A 21096-nucleotide genomic window follows, 5' to 3' on the forward strand; every position below is an offset into this window, starting at 1 on the left:
TACGGTTTTTTACAATGCAATGTGTGCAGTACACCGCGGGGCATTGTCACTCCTGCCAGTGGCTCGATAAGTCCTATTCACAGCAATTATCTGATAAACAACAACATTTAAAACAACTTTTACAGGAAACATCAGTAATACACTGGCTACCGCCAGTGACCAGCCAGATCAGTGGGTTTCGTAATAAAGCCAAGATGGTAGTGAGTGGTAGTGTTGAGCGCCCGTTGCTTGGTATGTTGCATCGTGATGGTAGAACCGTCGATCTTTGTGATTGTCCGTTGTACCCACAATATTTTCAGCCAGTATTTGATGCAATAAAAATATTTATCGCTAAAGCTGGCTTAGTTCCCTATAACGTTGAGCGTAAGAAAGGAGAATTGAAATATATTCTTCTGACGGAAAGCCGTGCCAATGGTGAAATGATGCTGCGCTTTGTTTTGCGTTCAGAAACAAAACTGGTTCAGTTAGAGCGTGCATTACCATGGTTGCAGAAACAATTGCCACAAGTGACAGTGGTTTCCGCCAATATCCAACCGGTTCATATGGCAATTTTGGAAGGTGAAAAAGAGATCATTTTCACTGAATCCAGGATGTTGAAGGAAACTTTTAACGGTATCCCGTTGTATATTCGTCCGCGTAGTTTTTTCCAGACGAATCCAGATATTGCCTCCGGGTTGTATGCAACGGCAGGGCGTTGGGTCAGGGAATTAAATATCAGCAGCATGTGGGATCTGTTTTGTGGTGCAGGTGGTTTTGGTTTGCATTGTGCAGATAAAGAAACCAAGCTGACGGGGATCGAAATCAGTGCTGAAGCTATTGATTGTGCTAAAAATTCAGCCAAAAGCCTCGGGTTGGAACATGTGGTATTTCAGGCGCTGGATTCTACTCATTTTGCGCTTGATAAATCACAACTACCTGATTTAGTACTGGTAAACCCTCCTCGCAGAGGTATTGGCAAAGAACTTTGCGAATATCTTGGTCGGATGGCTCCCAAGTTTGTTCTCTATTCAAGCTGTAATGCTCAGACGATGGCAAAAGATATTGCTATGCTCAAACAATATCGAATAGAGAAAGTTCAGTTATTTGATATGTTTCCCCACACTGAACATTATGAAACATTGGCATTGTTGGTTTTTGATGTTTAGTTCTTGATATAAAGTAATCTGCTGATTTTACCTGCTTACTCCCGTGATAACTTGAGGTTATCACGGGAGTAAGCAAAATATGCTCCGGTTAATTAAATAGCAACGGTGATTAATTGCGTTGTTCAAATGATAATGCCCGCTGTTCGATCATACGCATTAATAGTGTTAAAAGACCATTGACACAGAGGTAAATGATACCGGCGGCAACGAATACAGTGACATCATAACTGCGACCGAATTGAAGCTGACTATGCCCCATGATATCCAATAAAGTGATTGTGCTGGCAAGCGAAGTGCTCTTGAAAATCAGCACGACTTCATTGGAATAGGAAGAAAGCGCCCGCTTAAAAGCATAAGGTAGCAGAATGCGCATAGAATGTGTTTTGGACATACCAAGAGCCTGACAAGATTGCCACTGCCCTGCGGGAATGGCCTTAACCGCACCATAAAACAATTGGGTTGAGTAGGCGGCACTGTTCAATGCCAGCGTAACCATTGCACATAGCCACGGTTCTGACATAAGTTGCCATAACCACGGATATTCTTTTATTGATGGGAATTGTCCCGGCCCGTAATAAATCAGAAAAAATTGAACGAGAAGAGGCGTTCCGGTAAATAGCGTGATATAGCCTTTTACCAATTGGGTGAGTACGGGCAATTTCATTGTCAGAATCATAGTCAAGACAACCGACAACATAAATGCAGTCAGTAATGCTGTGAAAGTCAGACTAAGACTGGTTTGCAGGCCCGGTAAAATATCCTTGATATACTCAAACATCATGAAGCACTCCGTTCAAAATGAGTGGTGCGCATTTCAAGTTGTTTAAGAATAAATTGGCTCACCAATGTAATGACCAGATAGATAGCCGCAGCGATCACATACCATGTAAATGGCTCTTGTGTTCGAGTTGCGATGCTTTTTGTCTGTAACATTAAATCATTAACGCTGATTAGGGAAACCAGAGCAGTATCTTTCAACAGAACTAGCCATTGATTACCGAGTCCGGGTAGGGCATGACGCCACATCTGCGGCATAATCAGACGAAAAAATATGCGGGTTTGACTTAACCCCAATGCCTGACCTGCTTCCCACTGCCCTATTGGGATGGCTTTCAATGCTCCCCGCAGCGTTTGTGAAGCATACGCGGAATACAATAGTGAAAGGGCGATGACACCACAAAGGAAAGGGCTGACATCAAAGTTATCAATTTCCATCTGTATGTTGAACTGCCAGAAAACCAGATTAACTTCAAAACCTTCTGACAACATGATTAGAAGTTGTGAACTGCCGAAATAGATGAAGAGAACGACTAAAATTTCAGGCAGCCCCCGGATCAATGTAACCCAGCAGGAGCCTAACAAAGCGACAGGTTTCCAGCGTATGGATTCCCACGTGGCAAAAAGCATTGCCAGCACTAAGCCAATGATAAGTGAAGAGATGGCAAGGCCGACGGTAATTCCGGCGGCATTGATTAAAGATTGTAGTTCATTCATTGGGATCCAGCTTATTGTTCAAACCATTTTTTATAGATGGTGTCATAAGAACCATCTTGTTTAACTTCAGCCAGTGCCTTGTTCAGTTTGTTCAGTAACTCAGTATTGCCCTTACGAACTGCAATCCCTAAACCAGTACCAAAGTAGTTTTTATCTGTTACTTTGTTACCAACAGTACCTAATTCCTGATTCTTTTTCAGCCACTCATTAACGACTGCTGTATCGCCAAACACAGCATCAATACGACCATTTTTCAGATCAAGAATTGCATTCTGGTAGCTATCATAAGGTACGGTCTTGATTTCTTTATGTTGTTCCATCAAATACTTTTGGTGTGTAGTTCCGTTCTGTATTCCAACTTGTTTACCTTTGAGATCGCCAATGTGAGCGAATTTTCCTTTGAGGGCAATGAAAATGGCCGAGTTATCATAGTAGGTATGGGTGAAATCAACTTGTTTTTGGCGATCGGGCGTAATATCGATACCTGCCATCAGTGCATCAAAACGGCGAAATTTCAGGCTGGGAATAAGGCTGTCGAAAGATTGGTTAGTGAATGTGCACTCAGTCTGAAGCTTTGCACATATGGCATTTGCTAAATCGACATCGAATCCCTGAATCTTATTGTTTGCATCAATAAATTCAAATGGCGGGTAAGTGGCTTCTGTTGCAAAACGGAGAGTCGTTTTTTCTGCTGCGGCTGCCGATAAGGTCATTGCACTCAACAAAACTGCAAACAATAATTTTTTCATAGCCATATCCTGTTGTTCATAAATGTTGTGGTCAATAATTGTTATTGATGTTTGTTTTGTAACCGATTATCGATATATATCCTCAACCATTCAAGTTGTACTTTATTCGCTGGGAGGCAACTTGAACTTGAAACCTATTAGGTATAACAGATCCTGTATGGTATATCAGTGTGATAAATAATGAGCAAAGGCTTCTGTCTGAGGCTGCATGAAATGAGTTGCGTCACCCTTTTCGATAATGTGGCCTTGTTCCATATATACAACCTGACTTGCTGTTTTACGAGCTACTTCTACTTCGTGGGTCACAATAACTTGCGTGATACCAGTCTCTGCCAGCTCTTTAATAATATCAATAACCTGAGAGGTGATTTCCGGATCAAGTGCAGCAGTGGGTTCATCAAACAACAGAATTTGCGGCTCCATCATTAACGCCCTTGCAATGGCGACACGCTGTTGTTGCCCGCCAGAAAGATGCAGTGGAAAACGGTTGGCGAATTCATCCAAACGGAGACGAGAGAGAAGTTTTATTGCCTTTTCCCGGGCTTGTTGTTTAGACAATTTCAGGACTCGACAAGGCGCTTCAATCAAATTATCCATTACGCTTAAATGTGGCCACAGGTTGTATTGTTGAAAGACCATGCCAACCTTTTGTCGTAATGCCAGAATTTCTTTGTGATTGGGTTGCTGCTTAAAATCAAATTGATGAGTTGCCATATTGAGTTGTCCGGAGCGAGGCATCTCCAGTAGGTTCAGAACACGTAGCAATGAACTCTTGCCAGCCCCGCTTGGCCCCAGCAATACGACAGTTTCTCCTGATGTACATTCAAAATTGATATCGAATAGAGCCTGATGTTTACCATAGAAACAATTTATGTTTTTTAATTGAATGCTCATGCGAAAAATATGAATAGTTAGTTATTTGTTGAGATATTAATCCTATAAGCATAACTATGCAATAATTTCTGCATAAAATTGTTGTTTTCATTACATTAGTCACTTAACTAATCAAGTAATAGGCATTTTTTAGGATTGTTTTTTGCTCTTTATTTTACTAATTGGATTGATTTTCATACCAGAAAAGTTTTTTTAGTCAGTTTATATGTTAAATCAAGGTTGTTCTTTATTGAGTAAAAAATGCAATGAACAACGGAGTCATTAAACTCAATATAAAACCATGGACAATGGCTGCTGGTACGATACTTACACCACCACAGCGTTGTAAGATAGGTAAGGTAAAATCGATTGAAGTAGCGCCTGTTAAACCTAATGCGGTTGAACGATAGCGATTTATTAGCATGGGGATGAGCATAATGGAAGCCAGTTCACGAGCTAAGTCATTGAAGAATGCTGTACTGCCAAGTACCGGCCCAAGTACCGGCCCATAAGCATCGGAAATTAAAATTCCCGAAAGGGAGTACCAACCATATCCCGATGCAATGGCAAGACCTGTCTTGGTAGGTAATCCCAGCAAAAATGCAGCCAGCACACCGCCTAGCAGAGAACTGATGGCAACGACTATGGCGATGATCGTACCACGGCGATTCAACAGCGTTTGCCTTAAGCTCATGCCGTTATTGCGCAGTTGAATGCCAACCAGGAATAGTAGAAAAATCAATGCAACTTCACTGGCACGGCTGGAAAACTGGAACCATGACCAGCCTGTTAAGCCAATAAGAAACCCTAATATTAATGCGCCACATAATTTGACAGAATCTAGCACCATATGTAATCGGGAAGCTGGCTTTTCCTGTTTATGTGTATTAATAATCCACGGATCTCGTTTATCCAATAGGAAAAGCGCTAGCATATTAATGATAAAGGTGCATAGGAAAAACGTTGTTGCATACAGCAAGATAGAAAACAAATTACTGCCCAGATTCTCCAACATGGCGAGGCTGATGCCCATCAGAACAAGAATGGTATAAACCATGACATTGAGTAACTGGTGTACCAGAGTGAGTGTCGATTTATTATTCAGATGAATAAGGTAGCCCAGAGTTAAAGGCAAAAGAATAATTAACAATCCTGAATACATAATTCCTATCCTTATCCAGTAAGAGATGTTTTTTTATCTAGTTCTAATAATTAAAACCAGTCATAAGAGCTAATAAGCGTATGCAAACAAAATATTTACACTAAAATAACAAATAGGATAAGGGTAAACATACTGAAATTCAACGCATTTTTAAATCTCTAATAGAGTGGTTGTTATAAATGAAATCAAGTAAATCTGATGGATAAAGGGGGAATATATGTTTCTGGAACGTGTAGAAATTTCCGGTTTTAGATGTTTTTCTAATCGGAAATATCTAGTTGATAGGATTCGTTGATGTCATCTACAGTACATTGGCGTAACGAAGTTTTATTTTCTAATGGTGGAGCTTTGTTGATGAATCTTTTTTCTGTTAAGTCTCGTTGGATCGCAACAGTGCTTATCCTCATTACCATTGCATCGGTATGGTGCTATTTCTCATTCCTGCCGAAACCTGTCACATATCAAGCTAATACAGTCATAAAGGGTAACTTTGAAAGAAGTGTTTTGGCTATAGGTAAATTGGATGCAGTGAGTAAAGTTGATGTAGGTTCTCAGGTTAGTGGTCAATTGAAAGAATTGTATGTGAAATTGGGAGAAAAGATTAAAAAAGGTCAATTACTGGCGACAATTGATCCACAGACAGCCAAAAATGCTGTGATAGAAGCGCAAGAAACGGCAAAATCATTGCAGGCCGATCTGCGCGGTGCACAAGCAGAGCTGAAACTGGCTCAGCTTAAAATAAGCAGACAAAAAAAATTGCTTAAATTAAATGCAACATCTCCTCAGGAGTTGGATGTCAGTAAAGCAGACGTGCAGTCTAAAGCTGCCAGAGTTGATAACCTTAATGCACGGATTCAGCAAAATAAGGCCAAACTTGATACGGCTGAAACAAATTTGCAATACACCAACATTCTCGCCCCCATAGAAGGAATTGTGGCGGATATTAAAACATTTCAGGGACAAACTGTGATAGCCGCACAGCAAGCTCCGACTATCCTGACAATTGCAAACCTCGATACGATGATGGTTAATACAGAAGTATCAGAAGCAGATGTCATAAATCTGAAACCCGGACAAAAAGCATCATTTACTATTCTGGGAGCACCCGGAAAACAGTTTCACGGTGTCTTAGAAGATATCTTGCCAACACCTAAGGGAACGGCAAGCACACCTAATGGTGAAATGACGTATAAATCTGGCCCTGTTTTCTACTATGCCCGTTTTAAGGTTCCGAATCCTGAACATATTCTGCGTTTGCAAATGACTGCTCAAGTGAAGATAGAGCTTCAGATTTTACATAACGTATTAATGATCCCAATTTCAGATTTGGGGAAGCAAATATCTTCTACCCGATATGAAGTTGGTGTCTTGCGTAATGGAAAAGAAGAAAAACGTGAAATTACGACAGGTGCTTTCAATAATATCAATGTTCAGGTTATTTCTGGTTTGAAGGAAAATGACCGCGTGATAAGTAGTCGTAGTGATAGTAATGTAGAGGGATCATGATGAATACGTTACTAGAACTAAAAGGTGTTAGCCGCAGTTACCTTGCTGGAGAAGAACAAGTTAATGTTTTGGATAATATTTCGTTATCCATTCACGCCGGAGAAATGGTAGCGATTATCGGTGCTTCCGGTTCAGGTAAGTCAACTTTGATGAATATACTAGGTTGTCTGGATAAACCCAGCAGTGGGGAATATTGGGTTGCCGGGAGAGATACTGCCGGTTTGGATAGTAACCAGCTGGCCGAATTACGCAGGGAATACTTTGGATTCATTTTCCAGCGTTATCATCTGATGGCTCATTTAACCGCAGAACAGAATGTTGAAATTCCGGCAATCTATTCAGGTGTTCCCAAAATGCAACGTCGTGAGTGGGCTGGCGGGTTACTTAAAAGTCTCGGACTGGAAAATCGTGTCAATTATCGGGCAAATCAGCTTTCAGGGGGACAGCAACAGCGAGTCAGCATTGCCCGAGCACTTATGAATGGCGGGCAAGTCATCCTTGCTGATGAACCGACAGGAGCACTGGATAGTGTTTCCGGTCAGGAAATGATGGATATCTTGAAGCAACTTTGTCGGCAAGGGCATACGGTCATTATTGTTACTCATGATCCGAATATTGCAGCACAGGCTCAAAGAGTGATTGAAATTAAAGATGGGCGTATCATGAGTGATTCACGTCCTTCTGAATGCCTAACACAAACATCGCCCCCTCTTTCTTCTCCTGTGAGCATAAATTCTGTGGGGGTAAAAAACTCTTCAGTACAACAAACTTGGGGGCGTTTTAATGAAGCATTATTGATGGCGTGGCGTGCCATGATCATCAATAAACTGCGTACCTTACTGACTATGCTTGGCATTATCATTGGCATTGCTTCTGTTGTAACGATTCTGGTGATTGGTGATGCGGCAAAATCAATGGTGCTATCACATATTAAATCCATTGCAACTAATTCCATCAAGATTTATCCGGGTGGCGATTTTGGTGATGATGCCAGTGACTTGGATAGTCAGGCACTGAAACTCACCGATATTCCAATAATAAAATCTCAACATTATGTTCAGGCAGTTTCTCCTGAATTCAGGGTAAGTGGGCGTTTGCGTCGAGGCAATATTGATGTTAATACATCGGTATTGGGTGTAGGAGGTGATTTTTTCCATGTATACGCCATGAAGTTTGTTCAAGGCATGCCTTTTACTTCAGAAATGCTTCAGCATCAGGCGCAAGTGGCTATTATTGACAACTATACTCGTAAGAAGTTGTTTCCTTACCAAAATAATGTGATAGGCGAAGAGATCATTTTAGAAAATATACCCTTGACAGTGATTGGTGTAATTGGTGATGGGCAAGGGTTTTATGGCGGTAACACATTACAAATTTGGTTGCCTTACAGCACGATGAATGATCGTCTGATAAACAAAAGCTATTTGGATTCAATTGATGTCAGAGTGAAGGATGGCTACTCTGCCAATAAAGCGGAAAAAAAGCTTAAGCAGTTATTGGCATTTCATCATGGTAAAAAAGATGTTTCTACCTACAATGTAAACAGAACAATTGAAGCAATTGATAAAACAACGCGAACTTTACAAATGTTCTTAACGCTAGTGGCGGTAATATCTTTGGTGGTTGGTGGAATTGGCGTGATGAATATCATGCTGGTATCAGTCACAGAGCGTACCCGAGAGATTGGTATCCGCATGGCAGTCGGTGCCAGAACCAGCGATATTATGCAGCAATTTCTTATTGAATCTGTCTTGGTCTGTCTAATGGGCGGCATACTGGGGATTACCCTGTCATATAGTTTATCTTTGACTGCACAGTGGATATTACCGAAATGGGACTTCGTTTATAGCCCTGCTGCATTTATCGTCGCTTTTGGTTGTTCAACAGTCATTGGGATAGTTTTTGGTTTCCTGCCAGCACGAAACGCTGCTCATCTTGATCCTATAGAGGCGCTTGCAAGGGAGTAGTGTGCAAGGAAGGAAGTAGCAGTAGCAGAGGAGTAAATAGCACGCCACAAATGGCCATTGTTTATTTGTGGCGTGGAATTACGAATTTATTGGGTCACTCTTTTTTTGATTTTGAGCTTTCTTCCAAAGGTACAATAAGGCTGGCGTGGTTACCTTTCGGGCCTTGATGAACGCTAAAGTTCACTTTTTGCCCAGCTTTCAGCGTCCTATAACCATCCATCTGAATGGTTGAATAGTGAGCGAATATGTCATCACCCCCGCTGGTTGGGCAAATAAATCCAAAGCCCTTTGCATTATTGAACCATTTAACAGTACCTGTTTCCATACTTCTCTATCCCTCGTATCACGATTTCGGATTTAGGAGTCACTAAAAATTTCAGAATATGAACAGACACCCAGACAGAATGCGGTGTTCATAAAATATACTGTAGTGAAATTCATTACGCCGTCAAGCATATAAGTAACGTCAAGCTGTCTCAGATGGCTAAAGTTTGATATAGATAACGGTATCCGATTTTTAGGTGAAATCCTTATTCGGTAAATCAAAGGGGGAGGAAGCAGAGTGCTGTATGTAGTGATAAAATATATAGCAGTAGAATGAATTAGTTCATACTAAAATCCAGCGGAAAGTAAATGCCCAGCGGAAGAATAATGACTGAGTTTTATAACGGTTTGAAAGTTGAAGAATTTATTGAAGATGACGTAAAACAAAAGCTACAGCCGCCATCAATGTATAAGGTCATTCTTAACAATGATGACTATACCCCTATGGAGTTTGTGGTTGACGTATTGCGAAAGTTCTTTTCTTATGATGTTGAAAAAGCAACGCAACTAATGCTGGATGTCCATTATAAAGGGAAAGCAGTTTGCGGAATTTATACGGCAGAGGTCGCAGAAACTAAAGCTGCGCAAGTGAACATGTATGCTAAGGAGCACGAGCATCCGTTACTTTGCACGCTGGAAAAAGTCTGATCTGGCTTACTGATTTTAGGAGGAGGTGCTTATGCTCAATCAAGAACTGGAGCTTAGTCTCAACATTGCTTTTGCCAAAGCAAGGGATAACAGGCATGAATTTATGACTGTAGAGCACCTGTTGCTGGCGCTATTAAGTAACACATCGGCGCGGGAAGCACTGGAGGCTTGTAAAGTTGATTTGTCGCTGTTACGCCAGGAATTGGAGAATTTTATTGCTCAAACTACTCCTTTGTTATCCGAAAATGATGACAGAGATACACAACCTACATTAAGTTTTCAGCGTGTCTTACAACGCGCTGTGTTTCACGTTCAATCTTCGGGGCGTTCAGACGTTTCCGGAGCTAATGTCTTAGTTGCTATTTTTAGTGAGCAGGAATCTCAGGCCGCTTATTTATTGCGTAAGCATGATGTCAGTCGTTTGGATGTCGTGAATTTTATTTCTCATGGAACGCGCAAAGATGAGCCGGATAACGATTCTCACCACAGTATCAATCCGGTTCAGGAAGAGCAGGTAGTCAGTGAAGATCGGTTGGAGAATTTTACAACTAATCTGAATCAATTGGCGCAAAAAGGTCAAATTGACCCCCTTGTCGGGCGTCAGAATGAATTGGAGAGAACTGTTCAGGTACTGTGCCGCCGTCGCAAGAATAATCCCCTGTTTGTTGGAGAATCTGGCGTTGGCAAGACGGCCATTGCAGAAGGGCTTGCATGGCGTATTGTACAAAATAATGTCCCCGAAGTTATGCAGGGCTGTACTATCTATTCTCTGGATATTGGTTCACTGCTGGCGGGTACAAAATACCGTGGTGACTTTGAGAAGCGCTTCAAATCCTTGTTAAAAACCTTAGAGCAAGATAGAAAAAGCATTCTCTTTATTGATGAAATCCATACTATCATTGGTGCAGGCGCTGCTTCAGGTGGTCAAGTGGATGCAGCCAACCTTATTAAGCCTTTATTGTCCAGTGGCCGTATTCGGGTAATTGGTTCGACAACTTACCATGAATTCAGCAATATCTTCGAAAAGGATCGGGCTTTGGCTCGTCGGTTTCAGAAGATTGATATTGCTGAACCCTCGCCAGAGGAAACGGTACAAATTATCAATGGATTGCGGGCTAAGTATGAGGCACACCACGATGTCCGTTATACGGCGAAGGCAATTCGTGCAGCAGTTGAGCTATCGGTGAAATACATTACTGATCGCCATTTGCCGGACAAGGCCATTGATGTTATTGATGAAGCCGGTGCCAGAACAAGGTTAGTTCCGTCCAGCCGTCGTAAGAAAACGATCAATGTTTCTGATATTGAATCCGTTGTTGCTCGCATCGCCCGTATCCCGGAAAAAACGGTATCGGCGAGTGATAAGGATGTGCTGAGAACAATGGATGATCGTTTGAAGATGTTGGTCTTCGGCCAGGATCGCTCCATTGGGGCTTTAACGGAAGCCATTAAAATGAGTCGTGCTGGATTGGGTCAGGAGTATAAACCAGTCGGGTCTTTCCTCTTTGCAGGGCCGACGGGTGTTGGTAAAACGGAAGTGACAGTCCAACTTGCTAAGGTATTGAATGTCAAATTACTGCGGTTTGATATGTCGGAATATATGGAGCGTCATACTGTTAGCCGTTTAATTGGCGCACCGCCGGGTTATGTGGGGTATGATCAGGGAGGGTTATTAACTGATGCTATTATCAAACATCCTCATTCTGTATTACTTCTGGATGAGATTGAAAAAGCCCATCCCGATGTCTTTAACTTATTGTTACAGGTTATGGATAATGGGACATTGACCGACAATAATGGCCGCAAAGCTGATTTTCGCAATGTTATTTTGGTGATGACAACTAATGCAGGGGTACGTGAGACACAGCGTAAATCCATTGGTTTCACTGAACAAGATAACAGCACCGATGGAATGGAAGAGATTAAACGGATTTTCACACCTGAATTCCGCAATCGTCTTGATGGTATCATTTGGTTTGATGCACTCTCTTCTGAGGTTATTCAGCAAGTCGTTGATAAATTTATCGTCGAATTACAAGCCCAACTGGATGAAAAAGGAGTTTCTCTGGAAATCAGTGCAGACGCCCGTCAGTGGTTATGTAACAAAGGTTACGATAAAGCTATGGGGGCACGTCCTATGGCTCGAGTGATTCAGGACAACCTCAAAAAACCATTGGCGAATGAATTATTATTTGGTTCTTTGGTGCATGGAGGCTCGGTCAGTATTAAGCTTGATAAGGTCAAACAAGTATTAATATATAATTTTAAGGATGCCAAAAGGTCGAATAAGTCAAATAATAAGAAATCAGAAGATGCTGTATTGTAAGTTAGTGATGACTGTAAGTAGTGATAAAGGCTGGCGATAAAAACCGAAAGCCACACCACAGGTGGATGCTGAAAATACTATCCCCTGTGGTGTTAAAAGGTATCTTAATCAGCGACTACGGAAAGTAATACGGCCTTTTTCAGGGTCATATGTAGTTAGCTCGACTGTGACCTTGTCTCCAGTCAGGATGCGGATATAGTTCTTACGCATTTTTCCTGAAATATGGGCAGTAACAACGTGCCCGTTGTCTAATTCAACACGAAACACAGTATTCGGCAGTGTTTCTAATACAGTACCTTGCATTTCAAAATTAGTGTCTTCTTTGGCCATCTAATCCTCTAAGTAACAACCATAGTTTTTAATCGGCACGATAATGCCGAAAAACCATCATTATGTAAAGGAATGTCGTATTTTAAACCATCATTTCATGTATGACGATAATGACATTCCCGCCGTGAACAGAATAAATCCCTAAGTGATGATTATAAATCCAGCTCTTGTTCAGACCAGCAGCCCGATTGTAATGGCTGCTCTCTCAATTGATAAAGATGCTGAAGAAATTCTTCCCTTGGAATATTTTTGGCGCCCAATGATTCTGTATGGTGATTTAACACCTGACAGTCAAACAATCGGCCACCATGATGTAGAAAGTGGTGATAGAATGCGACAAACGCACACTTAGATGCATTCTCCATTCTGCTAAACATAGATTCACCGCAAAACAATGTCCCTATACAAACACCGTATAAACCACCTACAAGTTGGCGATCATGCCAAACTTCAATTGAATGAGCCAAACCTTCATGATGCAATGCTTGATAACCTCGCAGAACATCCGGCCCTATCCAAGTGCCTTCTTGTCGTTGTGCACAATGATATATCACTTCATCGAAAGCATAGTTTACCGTAATTTGGTAAGTATGTTTGCGAATAAACCGAAGAAGTGTCCGGCCCGTATGCAATTCCCCGGGAATTAATACTGCCCGGGGGTTGGGAGACCACCATAAAGGAGGCTCATTGGGCGAGTACCACGGGAAAATTCCTTCATGATACGCCACTCTTAAGCGTTCTGCACTAAGATCTCCTCCAAATGCCAGTAAACCATTAGGTTCAGCCATCGCATTGGTTGGATCGGGAAATTCATATGAATTATCGAGTTGAGCTATCAACATAAAATGAATCACTCCTGCGTAGGATAGCTCTGACGCTGATAAAACTGATAATACCGTCCCTGTTGGGCAAGTAGCACATCATGTTTGCCTTGCTCAATAATACGTCCTTCATCCATAACACAGATCCGATCCATATGTTGTAAGCCTGTCAGCCGGTGAGTCACGATAATCAGTGTCTTGTACTGGCAACTACGGTGTAATAATGACAAAATCTGTTGTTCAGTATCAGAATCGAGTCCTTCGGTTGGTTCATCCAGAAGCATTAAAGGGGCATTGTGCAGTAACGCTCTGGCAATACCTAAACGGCGCTGTTCTCCGCCGGAAAGTTGGCGACCGCCTTCACCCACCCAACAGTTTAGCTTCTTATCATTGCCTAGCAAGTTCTCCAGGCCCACTTGTTGCAATACGGTTTCTAATTCATCATCGCTGGCATCGGGTTTTGCTAATAAAAGATTCTCACGTAAAGTGTGGCTGAACACATGTATACGTTGGGGAACGATGGACATCATTGAGCGGAGTGTTGCTTCATCATAGTCGGAAATGGGATGCCGGTTGAGTTGGATTTCACCATTATTAACGTCCCAGGCGCGAGTTAATAACTGTAAAAGCGTCGATTTGCCACATCCGGTCTTTCCTAATAAAGCAACATGCTCGCCTGATGTCAGTGATAAAGAAATATCATTTAATACAGGCTGAGGTTGGCCCGGATAGGTAAAATCAAGATTTTTTATCTCAAGGCTGAGAGAGCTATTCGCCTGTGGTCCGTGATCAGGAAAAGCCACTTCAGGTTCTTGGTGCATCAATTGAGAAACACGAGTTGCAGCCGCAAGAACCTGTCCCATGTGCTGGAATGCTATAGTGACTGGCCCAAGAGCTTCAAAAGCAGCAAGGGAACAGAAGGTAAATAGCGCTATTAACGCACCCGGTTGACTATTTTCTCCAACACCTGCTGCGGCGAGCCAAAGTATCAGTGTTACAGTCATGCCCGTAGAAAAAATCATGATGGCTTGTGAAAGCCCTGTCAAATTAGCCTGTTTTTGCTGGCTTTTCAGCCAATCGCCTTCAATCGCCGTCATGGATTGACGAAAACGCTTAAGTGCACCAAATACAGTTAATTCAGCTTGTCCCTGCAAAGCGCTGGTGAGTAACGTGCGATATTGAGCGCGCTGTAGGGTAATGTTTCTGCCATAGGGTTTTCCTGCCTGGAAAAACACGAAAGGCAAGATTAATAGCAGCCCCAACATAATGCCACCGAGCGTATAGGCAAGGGTAATATCAAGGAACCCTAAGCCAAACGTTAATACTATAATCACAACAAATGCGGCAAGAACTGGAGAGATAACCCGCAGATAGAGATGATCCAACGTTTCGACATCGGCAACGAGTCTGTTTAGCAACTCACCTTGACGGAACCGGGCAATGCCTCCCGGAGAAAGTGGCAAAATTTTCCGAAAAGCAAAAACACGTAAATGAGCTAATACACGGAATGTTGCATCGTGACTGACAAGTCGTTCAGCATAACGACCCGCAGTGCGGAAAATGGCAGCACCACGCACACCCGCGGCTGGCAGCATATAGTTAAACGTATATAACCCTGCGAATCCGGCTAAGGCCGTGCCGGCAAGAAACCAACCTGAAAGTGTCAGCAGCCCGATGCTGGCGAGCAGAGTCACAATCGCTAATATCATACCTAAGCTAATGAGAAACCAGTGGCGGCGGTATAATGCGAGAAATGGGAGTAATACGCGCATGATTAAAGCTCCACACTACGATGAGACAGCAGACGAGAAAATGCACCTTGAGACTGGCTTAAACGCTGATACTCACCTTTCTCAATCAATAACCCATTTTCCATTACCCAAATCTGATCATATGTCAGCGTTTCTTCTAGCAAGTGAGTAACCAGTAATGTGGTTTGCTGGTAAGAAGCTTGATTTAAAGCCATCATCACATGCTGTTCGCTATGCGCATCAAGACTGGCGGCAGGTTCATCTAATAATAATAATTGGCAGGGATTTAATAACGCTCGTGCTACGGCGATGCGCTGAGCCTGCCCGACAGACAGACGAGCAGCATTATCCCCAATTACCGTATTGATTCCGTCTGGCAGATTGCGGACAAATTCATTGACATAAGCTCTTTCCATCACATCATGGATTTGTTCCTGCGTGGCACCATATTGACCAAGACGAATATTATCGAGCACAGTTTGTTCTGGTAAATGTGGATTTTGCCCAACCCAACTCAGACATTCGCGCCATTTAGTGAGATTGAGTTCACGTAGCTCAATGCCATTGATTTTGAGGGAGCCACGATAAGGCAGAAAACCCAGCAATACATTGATCAATGAGCTTTTACCTGCACCACTTTTTCCGACCAAGGCAATTCGCTGGTGTTTATCCACCGTAAAATTCAACGGGCCGGCAAGTCGATGACCATCGTGGGACAGTATCTTCAGTTCACAGGCTTCAATAGCGACGGGTTCTTTATCTGTCAGTGTTTCTTCGCCACTGGTTGCCGCTTGTTCTCCATCACTACTAAGCAGAGTGAAAAGCGATTCTGCTGCCCCGACTGCCTGCGCTTTTGCATGATAAAACGTTCCTAAGTCACGTAATGGCTGGAAAAATTCAGGGGCAAGGATTAAAGCGAGAAAGCCGGCAAACAACGTAACTCCCATTCCGTAGCTGCCAAAGTGTAATTCTCCCAAATAGGAAAAACCAAAATAGACGGCAACAACGGCAATGGAAACTGCGGAAAAAAACTCCAATACAGCCGAAGACAGGAATGCCATGCGCAGTACTTCCATCGTTCTGTGGCGGAAGTTCTCTGTTGACTCTGCGATCTGCTTAACTTCGTTTTCCCCTCGATGGAACAGGCGCAACGTTTCCAGACCTCGTAAACGATCGAGGAAATTACCACTTAATCGGTTAAGGGCAACAAAATTACGTCGGTTGGCATCTGCGGCACTTAACCCTACCAACGCCATGAACAAGGGAATTAAGGGGGCTGTGACCAGCAAGATTAATCCCGCGGCCCAATTAATCGGAAATAGGGTAACCAGAATTAAAATGGGGATTATGGTAGCAAGAACCATCTGAGGCAGATAACGGGAATAAAAATCCTGCATATCTTCGATTTGTTCCAGAATAATCGTTGCCCAGCTTCCCGCTGGCTTTCCTTTAACCCATACAGGCCCTAACTGCTCCAGTTTATCCAGCACCATATTTCGGATCTGTTGGCGCACAACTTTGCCACAAATAAACCCGACACGTTCCCGAAGAGCATTGGCGATTGCCCGTAATGTGAAAGTGGCTGCCAGCATCAAAAACTGATTGATGAGATTTTCGCGGGGCACATTATCCATAATCAGGGCCTGGAGGATGGAAGCCAGAAGCCAGGCTTGAGAGATGATCAATAATCCACTGATTAGCCCGAGTAACATGGACAGACGAAGCCACCGACGGGCAGGGGCACTCTGTTGTCTTAGCCATCGAACAAGTTCAGTTTGTCTTGTTTTGTCCATAAGAAAAACTTCTGATTAGCAGGTAGTGATACGGAATATCAAAACAAGCTTTATGTTGCTTGTCAAAAAGCGCTACCGAAATAGCGCTTCTAAGGAAAAATGGATTATTTGGTTGCCAATCCATCAAGGAAACGTTCTGCATCCAATGCCGCCATACAACCAGTACCTGCTGAAGTAATGGCCTGACGATACACGTGATCCATAACATCTCCGGCGGCAAAAATCCCGGGAATAGAGGTTTGGGTAGCATTACCATGCAACCCAGATTGCACCTTGATGTATCCATTCTCAAGATCAAGCTGACCGTCAAAGATGCCTGTATTCGGGCTGTGGCCGATAGCAATGAAAACACCGGTTACATCCAGTTCTTCGGTATTGTCACTTTTCGTATCACGAATGCTGATACTTGTCACACCCATGTTGTCGCCCAGAACTTCGTCCAGAGTTCGGTCGGTATGCAGGATAATATTGCCGCTCTTGACTTTTTCCATCAGGCGGTCAATCAGGATTTTCTCTGAACGGAAAGAGTCACGGCGGTGAATCAGATGAACCTCAGCAGCAATGTTTGCTAAATACAGAGCTTCTTCAACAGCAGTATTACCACCACCTACTACAGCAACTTTCTGTTTACGATAGAAAAAACCATCACATGTTGCACAAGCAGATACGCCACGACCTTTGAAATTTTCTTCGGAAGGCAATCCGAGGTAACGGGCAGAAGCACCTGTCGCGATGATCAACGCATCACAGGTATATTCCTGATCATCTCCATATAAACGGAATGGCCTGTTTGAGAAATCCACTTTCTGAATATGGTCAGAAATTATTTCAGTCTGAAATTTTTCAGCATGTTGGAACATACGCTCCATCAGGCCAGGGCCAGTCAGCCCTTCAGGATCACCGGGCCAGTTTTCAACCTCAGTCGTGGTGGTCAATTGGCCGCCTTTTTCGACCCCAGTAATGAGAACAGGGCTTAAATTAGCGCGGGCTGCGTAAACAGCAGCGGTATAACCAGCAGGACCTGAGCCAAGAATGATAAGTTTACTGTGTTTGGCTGTGCTCATGAATACCTCATTTCCATTATCGCATGTTGCGGATTTAGGGATTGTAGGAGAAATAATAAGTTAAAAAAAGCAATTATCAGATAAAATATTCATGTTATTAACGATTTTACCGATAGATAGTAACTATGATGTAAGTGAAATGTAAGAAGAGATTATTTATCCTTCTGAATTGAACATCATTTATACGTTTAAGGCCTGAAATGAGCTATTAAAAGGATTTACTGAAAATTTGTATGGTAGGTTGTTCTGATTTTTGCTCATTTACTTTGACAATCGGCTGTGCATTTGCGAAAACATCTGCGTAAGAGATAATTATCTACCTCGCTAATCAATTGTTTCTATAGAATAGGCAAATTAGTGTGGGTGATTTTCTCATAGAATATAAAAATTGCCGTTAAGCTGCTTTCTAAAAGACACAGTGTTTTAGGAGATAATATTCTGGGAAATGGTGATTTGGTAGTCGTGTATGAGTCAGACGGTGATAAAAAATCGTACTCCGGGATATTGCAGTAGGCCTTAAACCTTGGTTATAGATTGAGCTTTAGCCTTTGAAGACATCTTTTCCAGCTCAGTTGCTTGAAAGAGATAGGGAAAAGTTATGGGTGTAGGAATATAAAGAGAGAGCAATAAGATGATTGATAATAAGAAGCGTCCGGGAAAAGATCTTGATCGTATAGATCGTAATATCCTTAACGAGTTGCAAAAAGACGGCCGTATTTCTAACGTGGAGTTATCCAAGCGAGTTGGTTTATCACCAACACCTTGTCTGGAGCGTGTACGTCGCTTAGAGCGTCAGGGCTTTATCTCTGGCTACACAGCTTTGCTGAATCCTCATTATCTGGATGCATCATTGCTGGTATTCGTTGAAATTACACTTAACCGTGGAGCAGCAGATGTATTTGAACAATTTAATACTGCTGTCCAGAAACTGGAAGAAATCCAAGAATGTCATTTAGTTTCTGGTGATTTTGACTACTTACTGAAAACACGCGTGCCAGATATGTCCGCATATCGTAAATTACTCGGCGAAACTCTGTTACGTCTTCCTGGTGTTAACGATACTCGTACTTATGTTGTTATGGAAGAAGTGAAACAGAGTAACCGTCTGGTGATTAAGACTCGTTAAGCTTTTACCTAATTTAATGAGGTACAGATGCAAAACAGGAAAAACTTAGGTACACTCCTGTTTATGTATACAGTTTCAACGCTGAGCTATCCTCAGCGTTGTTCCGTTAAATCAACATGAAAACCTGGAGAGTCTTTCTTGAACCAGGAATATACTGAAGACAAACGTGTTAAGTTAAAGAAAATAAGCAGTAGCCGCCGGCTGTTAGAAGCTGTCCTGTTGGTTATTGCCATTTGTGCTGTGTACTTAATGATAGCGCTTGTCAGCTTCAACCCATCCGATCCTAGCTGGTCACAAACGTCATGGCATGAACCCGTTCATAATTGGGGCGGCAGCGTTGGCGCCTGGTTATCAGACATCCTATTCTCGGCATTTGGTATTCTTGCCTATGCAGTCCCACCGTTAATGTTTTTAGGGTGTTGGAATGCTTTCCGTCAGAAAGATAGGCAAGAGTATGTAGATTTCTTCACACTCGCACTGCGCGTCATTGGTGCTTTAGCTCTGATATTGACTTCATGTGGCTTGGCCGCACTCAATATTGACGATTTAAATGATTTTGCCGCTGGTGGCGTTATCGGCAACTTATTTAGCAATGCAATTCTGCCTTGGTTCAATATTCTTGGAGCAACATTGGCGCTGCTTGGCATTTGGGCTGTTGGCTTTACCCTATTTACAGGCTGGTCATGGCTTGTGATTGCGGAAAAAATTGGTGAAGTCATTCTGAATTCAATTAGTTTTGTGGTAAACCGCAGCCGTAATGACGCGGAATATTACGATGACGAATTGGAAAATAAAGTCGTTTCTGAACGTTCCGCCAGTGAACAAGAAAGCTCTGTGCAGGTTGATAAAAGTGACATAACTAAGGCAACCGTTACGACTGAAGCGATGGATGAAGATGATGTATTGTTGACGGCGCCAACAATCGTTGAGTTAGCGAATACGGATTCAACCTCACCGGTTGATTCAATCCCTCCTGTTATGGAACCTTCTGAAACACTTCCGGAAAATAAATCACCTGAACCTATTGGTGCTGAAACTGCTACCACCATTTCAGCAAACGAAGCGGTGTTCTCAGAAATGGCTGACAATTCATTTAACAGTGAACCGTCTTTACAACTGCCTATGCAGTCAGCAGAGACTTTGCCAGAGTTTGCACCAGATGAATTGAAGCAGAAGGCAGCAGAAGAACGGGAACCAGTTCGTTATTCATTTGAATTGCCAACAGATTATCAATTGGATGCAGGATCAGAATCCGGCCCTCTTTCGCAGACTCACAATGAAAATAGCAATCTGAAAAATACAGCGGCAGATATAACAAGTTCTGCGGCTGTAACGAGAAATCCGCAGGTTAAGCAGGGGATTGGCCCTGAAATGCCTCGCCCTAATCCGGTCAGAATACCTACACGCCGGGAATTGTATGGCATTAAAGTGCCTTCTCATCGTTTGGCAGAGCACCTGCAAAAAGAAGAAAAAGAAAGGCAAAATGAACTGATTGCGGAAGCTGATGAGCAGCAAATGGATGAGCAACAGCAAAACACGCTGCGTCAGCAATTCCTTGAACAACAACGTGAACGCTATGGTTCAGCTTTTGAAGCGGAAAGCAAGGATCAGCAACAAGCTGCGTCGGTATATGAACAACCCAAATATGAACCACCCAGAGTAGCGGCATTTACGGAAAATAATCCGCAAAATAGTGTCGATGAAAATATAGATGAACAGGCTGCGCAGGAAGAAGCGCTACGGCTTGCATTTGAGCAGCAGCAACGTGAGCGTTATCAAATGAGCCAGCCTGCTGAATCTGCATTTATGCCAACAGAAGCCCCAACTCATCAGGTTCAGGAGAAAAAAATAGTTCCGGCTCTTGCTTCCCAAGAGTTGAAAACTGAACATACTCTTGCGCAGCAACCGCAGCAACCGCAGCAACCGCAGCAACCGCAGCAACCGCAGCAACCGCAGCAACCGCAGCAACCGCAGCAACCGCAGCAACCGCAGCAACCGCAGCAACCGCAGCAACCGC

At 42.8% G+C, this 21096-nt stretch carries 18 protein-coding genes; 7 read left to right on the top strand and 11 right to left on the bottom strand.

Annotated features, from left to right (window positions below; genetic code table 11):
- The first annotated feature begins 14 nt into the window (after positions 1-14).
- Positions 15-1145 carry a 23S rRNA (uracil(747)-C(5))-methyltransferase RlmC gene (rlmC, locus tag AAC854_RS01615; protein ID WP_340615604.1) on the top strand — a complete coding sequence of 377 codons (1131 nt, stop codon included), beginning with the start codon at positions 15-17 and terminating at the stop codon, positions 1143-1145.
- A gap of 109 nt (positions 1146-1254) precedes the next feature.
- Here rlmC and artM read toward each other — a convergent pair whose 3' ends face one another.
- The 5 genes from artM to AAC854_RS01640 form a co-directional block, all read right to left on the bottom strand.
- The gene (artM, locus tag AAC854_RS01620) at positions 1255-1923 is read right to left on the bottom strand and encodes an arginine ABC transporter permease ArtM (protein WP_340615618.1); all 669 of its coding nucleotides are present in this window, start codon (positions 1921-1923) and stop codon (positions 1255-1257) included.
- Positions 1923-2639, bottom strand: a complete 717-nt coding sequence (gene artQ, locus AAC854_RS01625) for an arginine ABC transporter permease ArtQ (RefSeq protein WP_340615605.1) — start codon at positions 2637-2639, stop codon at positions 1923-1925. The genes artM and artQ overlap by 1 nt, the downstream gene beginning before the upstream one ends.
- Positions 2640-2650: 11 nt before the next feature.
- Positions 2651-3388, bottom strand: coding sequence for an arginine ABC transporter substrate-binding protein (gene artJ / locus AAC854_RS01630; RefSeq protein ID WP_340615606.1), 738 nt, complete (start codon positions 3386-3388; stop codon positions 2651-2653).
- 165 nt (positions 3389-3553) lie between these two features.
- The gene (gene artP, locus AAC854_RS01635) at positions 3554-4282 is read right to left on the bottom strand and encodes an arginine ABC transporter ATP-binding protein ArtP (protein WP_340615607.1); all 729 of its coding nucleotides are present in this window, start codon (positions 4280-4282) and stop codon (positions 3554-3556) included.
- 226 nt (positions 4283-4508) lie between these two features.
- The gene (locus tag AAC854_RS01640; RefSeq protein WP_340615608.1) at positions 4509-5423 is read right to left on the bottom strand and encodes a LysO family transporter; all 915 of its coding nucleotides are present in this window, start codon (positions 5421-5423) and stop codon (positions 4509-4511) included.
- Positions 5424-5777: 354 nt separating this feature from the next.
- Here AAC854_RS01640 and macA point away from each other — a divergent pair, with 354 nt between their 5' ends.
- Complete coding sequence (gene macA / locus AAC854_RS01645) at positions 5778-6929, top strand: macrolide transporter subunit MacA (protein WP_340615619.1); 1152 nt, start codon at positions 5778-5780, stop codon at positions 6927-6929.
- Positions 6929-8896 carry a macrolide ABC transporter ATP-binding protein/permease MacB gene (gene macB, locus AAC854_RS01650; protein ID WP_340615620.1) on the top strand — a complete coding sequence of 656 codons (1968 nt, stop codon included), beginning with the start codon at positions 6929-6931 and terminating at the stop codon, positions 8894-8896. Before macA ends, macB begins: the two co-directional genes overlap by 1 nt.
- A 94-nt stretch (positions 8897-8990) precedes the next feature.
- On the opposite strand, the gene cspD is transcribed toward macB, so the two are convergent.
- Complete coding sequence (gene cspD / locus AAC854_RS01655) at positions 8991-9221, bottom strand: cold shock-like protein CspD (RefSeq protein ID WP_187652885.1); 231 nt, start codon at positions 9219-9221, stop codon at positions 8991-8993.
- A 326-nt stretch (positions 9222-9547) separates the two neighbouring features.
- Here cspD and clpS point away from each other — a divergent pair, with 326 nt between their 5' ends.
- Entirely contained in the window at positions 9548-9868 is a 321-nt protein-coding gene (gene clpS / locus AAC854_RS01660; protein WP_340615609.1) for an ATP-dependent Clp protease adapter ClpS, read from the top strand.
- A gap of 31 nt (positions 9869-9899) precedes the next feature.
- Entirely contained in the window at positions 9900-12194 is a 2295-nt protein-coding gene (clpA, locus tag AAC854_RS01665; protein ID WP_340615610.1) for an ATP-dependent Clp protease ATP-binding subunit ClpA, read from the top strand.
- Between the two features lie 108 nt (positions 12195-12302).
- Here the strand turns inward: clpA and infA are convergent, their stop codons facing one another.
- From infA to trxB, 5 genes are all read right to left on the bottom strand, one after another.
- Positions 12303-12524, bottom strand: a complete 222-nt coding sequence (gene infA, locus AAC854_RS01670) for a translation initiation factor IF-1 (RefSeq protein WP_045969938.1) — start codon at positions 12522-12524, stop codon at positions 12303-12305.
- A 152-nt stretch (positions 12525-12676) separates the two neighbouring features.
- Positions 12677-13366, bottom strand: coding sequence for a leucyl/phenylalanyl-tRNA--protein transferase (gene aat / locus AAC854_RS01675; protein WP_340615611.1), 690 nt, complete (start codon positions 13364-13366; stop codon positions 12677-12679).
- Between the two features lie 8 nt (positions 13367-13374).
- Positions 13375-15117: a heme ABC transporter ATP-binding protein/permease CydC gene (cydC, locus tag AAC854_RS01680; RefSeq protein WP_340615612.1), complete on the bottom strand. Its 1743-nt coding sequence runs from the start codon at positions 15115-15117 to the stop codon at positions 13375-13377.
- Between the two features lie 2 nt (positions 15118-15119).
- Complete coding sequence (cydD, locus tag AAC854_RS01685) at positions 15120-16889, bottom strand: heme ABC transporter permease/ATP-binding protein CydD (protein WP_340615613.1); 1770 nt, start codon at positions 16887-16889, stop codon at positions 15120-15122.
- A 104-nt stretch (positions 16890-16993) separates the two neighbouring features.
- Entirely contained in the window at positions 16994-17953 is a 960-nt protein-coding gene (gene trxB / locus AAC854_RS01690; protein ID WP_340615614.1) for a thioredoxin-disulfide reductase, read from the bottom strand.
- Between the two features lie 631 nt (positions 17954-18584).
- Between trxB and lrp the strand changes: the two genes are divergently transcribed.
- Complete coding sequence (gene lrp / locus AAC854_RS01695; RefSeq protein ID WP_004256338.1) at positions 18585-19079, top strand: leucine-responsive transcriptional regulator Lrp; 495 nt, start codon at positions 18585-18587, stop codon at positions 19077-19079.
- Positions 19080-19217: 138 nt separating this feature from the next.
- A partial coding sequence (locus AAC854_RS01700) for a DNA translocase FtsK 4TM domain-containing protein (protein ID WP_340615615.1) occupies positions 19218-21096 on the top strand: 1879 nt, incomplete at its 3' end.

The organism is Xenorhabdus entomophaga (genome assembly GCF_037996725.1).
Classification (GTDB): Bacteria; Pseudomonadota; Gammaproteobacteria; order Enterobacterales; family Enterobacteriaceae; genus Xenorhabdus; species Xenorhabdus khoisanae.

Coding starts and splice junctions, on each gene's coding strand:
- rlmC (WP_340615604.1), top strand. CDS start 15: ATGCAATGTGTGCAGTACACCGCGGGGCATTGTCACTCCTGCCAGTGG.
- artM (WP_340615618.1), bottom strand. CDS start 1,923: ATGTTTGAGTATATCAAGGATATTTTACCGGGCCTGCAAACCAGTCTT.
- artQ (WP_340615605.1), bottom strand. CDS start 2,639: ATGAATGAACTACAATCTTTAATCAATGCCGCCGGAATTACCGTCGGC.
- artJ (WP_340615606.1), bottom strand. CDS start 3,388: ATGAAAAAATTATTGTTTGCAGTTTTGTTGAGTGCAATGACCTTATCG.
- artP (WP_340615607.1), bottom strand. CDS start 4,282: ATGAGCATTCAATTAAAAAACATAAATTGTTTCTATGGTAAACATCAG.
- AAC854_RS01640 (WP_340615608.1), bottom strand. CDS start 5,423: ATGTATTCAGGATTGTTAATTATTCTTTTGCCTTTAACTCTGGGCTAC.
- macA (WP_340615619.1), top strand. CDS start 5,778: ATGAATCTTTTTTCTGTTAAGTCTCGTTGGATCGCAACAGTGCTTATC.
- macB (WP_340615620.1), top strand. CDS start 6,929: ATGAATACGTTACTAGAACTAAAAGGTGTTAGCCGCAGTTACCTTGCT.
- cspD (WP_187652885.1), bottom strand. CDS start 9,221: ATGGAAACAGGTACTGTTAAATGGTTCAATAATGCAAAGGGCTTTGGA.
- clpS (WP_340615609.1), top strand. CDS start 9,548: ATGACTGAGTTTTATAACGGTTTGAAAGTTGAAGAATTTATTGAAGAT.
- clpA (WP_340615610.1), top strand. CDS start 9,900: ATGCTCAATCAAGAACTGGAGCTTAGTCTCAACATTGCTTTTGCCAAA.
- infA (WP_045969938.1), bottom strand. CDS start 12,524: ATGGCCAAAGAAGACACTAATTTTGAAATGCAAGGTACTGTATTAGAA.
- aat (WP_340615611.1), bottom strand. CDS start 13,366: ATGTTGATAGCTCAACTCGATAATTCATATGAATTTCCCGATCCAACC.
- cydC (WP_340615612.1), bottom strand. CDS start 15,117: ATGCGCGTATTACTCCCATTTCTCGCATTATACCGCCGCCACTGGTTT.
- cydD (WP_340615613.1), bottom strand. CDS start 16,889: ATGGACAAAACAAGACAAACTGAACTTGTTCGATGGCTAAGACAACAG.
- trxB (WP_340615614.1), bottom strand. CDS start 17,953: ATGAGCACAGCCAAACACAGTAAACTTATCATTCTTGGCTCAGGTCCT.
- lrp (WP_004256338.1), top strand. CDS start 18,585: ATGATTGATAATAAGAAGCGTCCGGGAAAAGATCTTGATCGTATAGAT.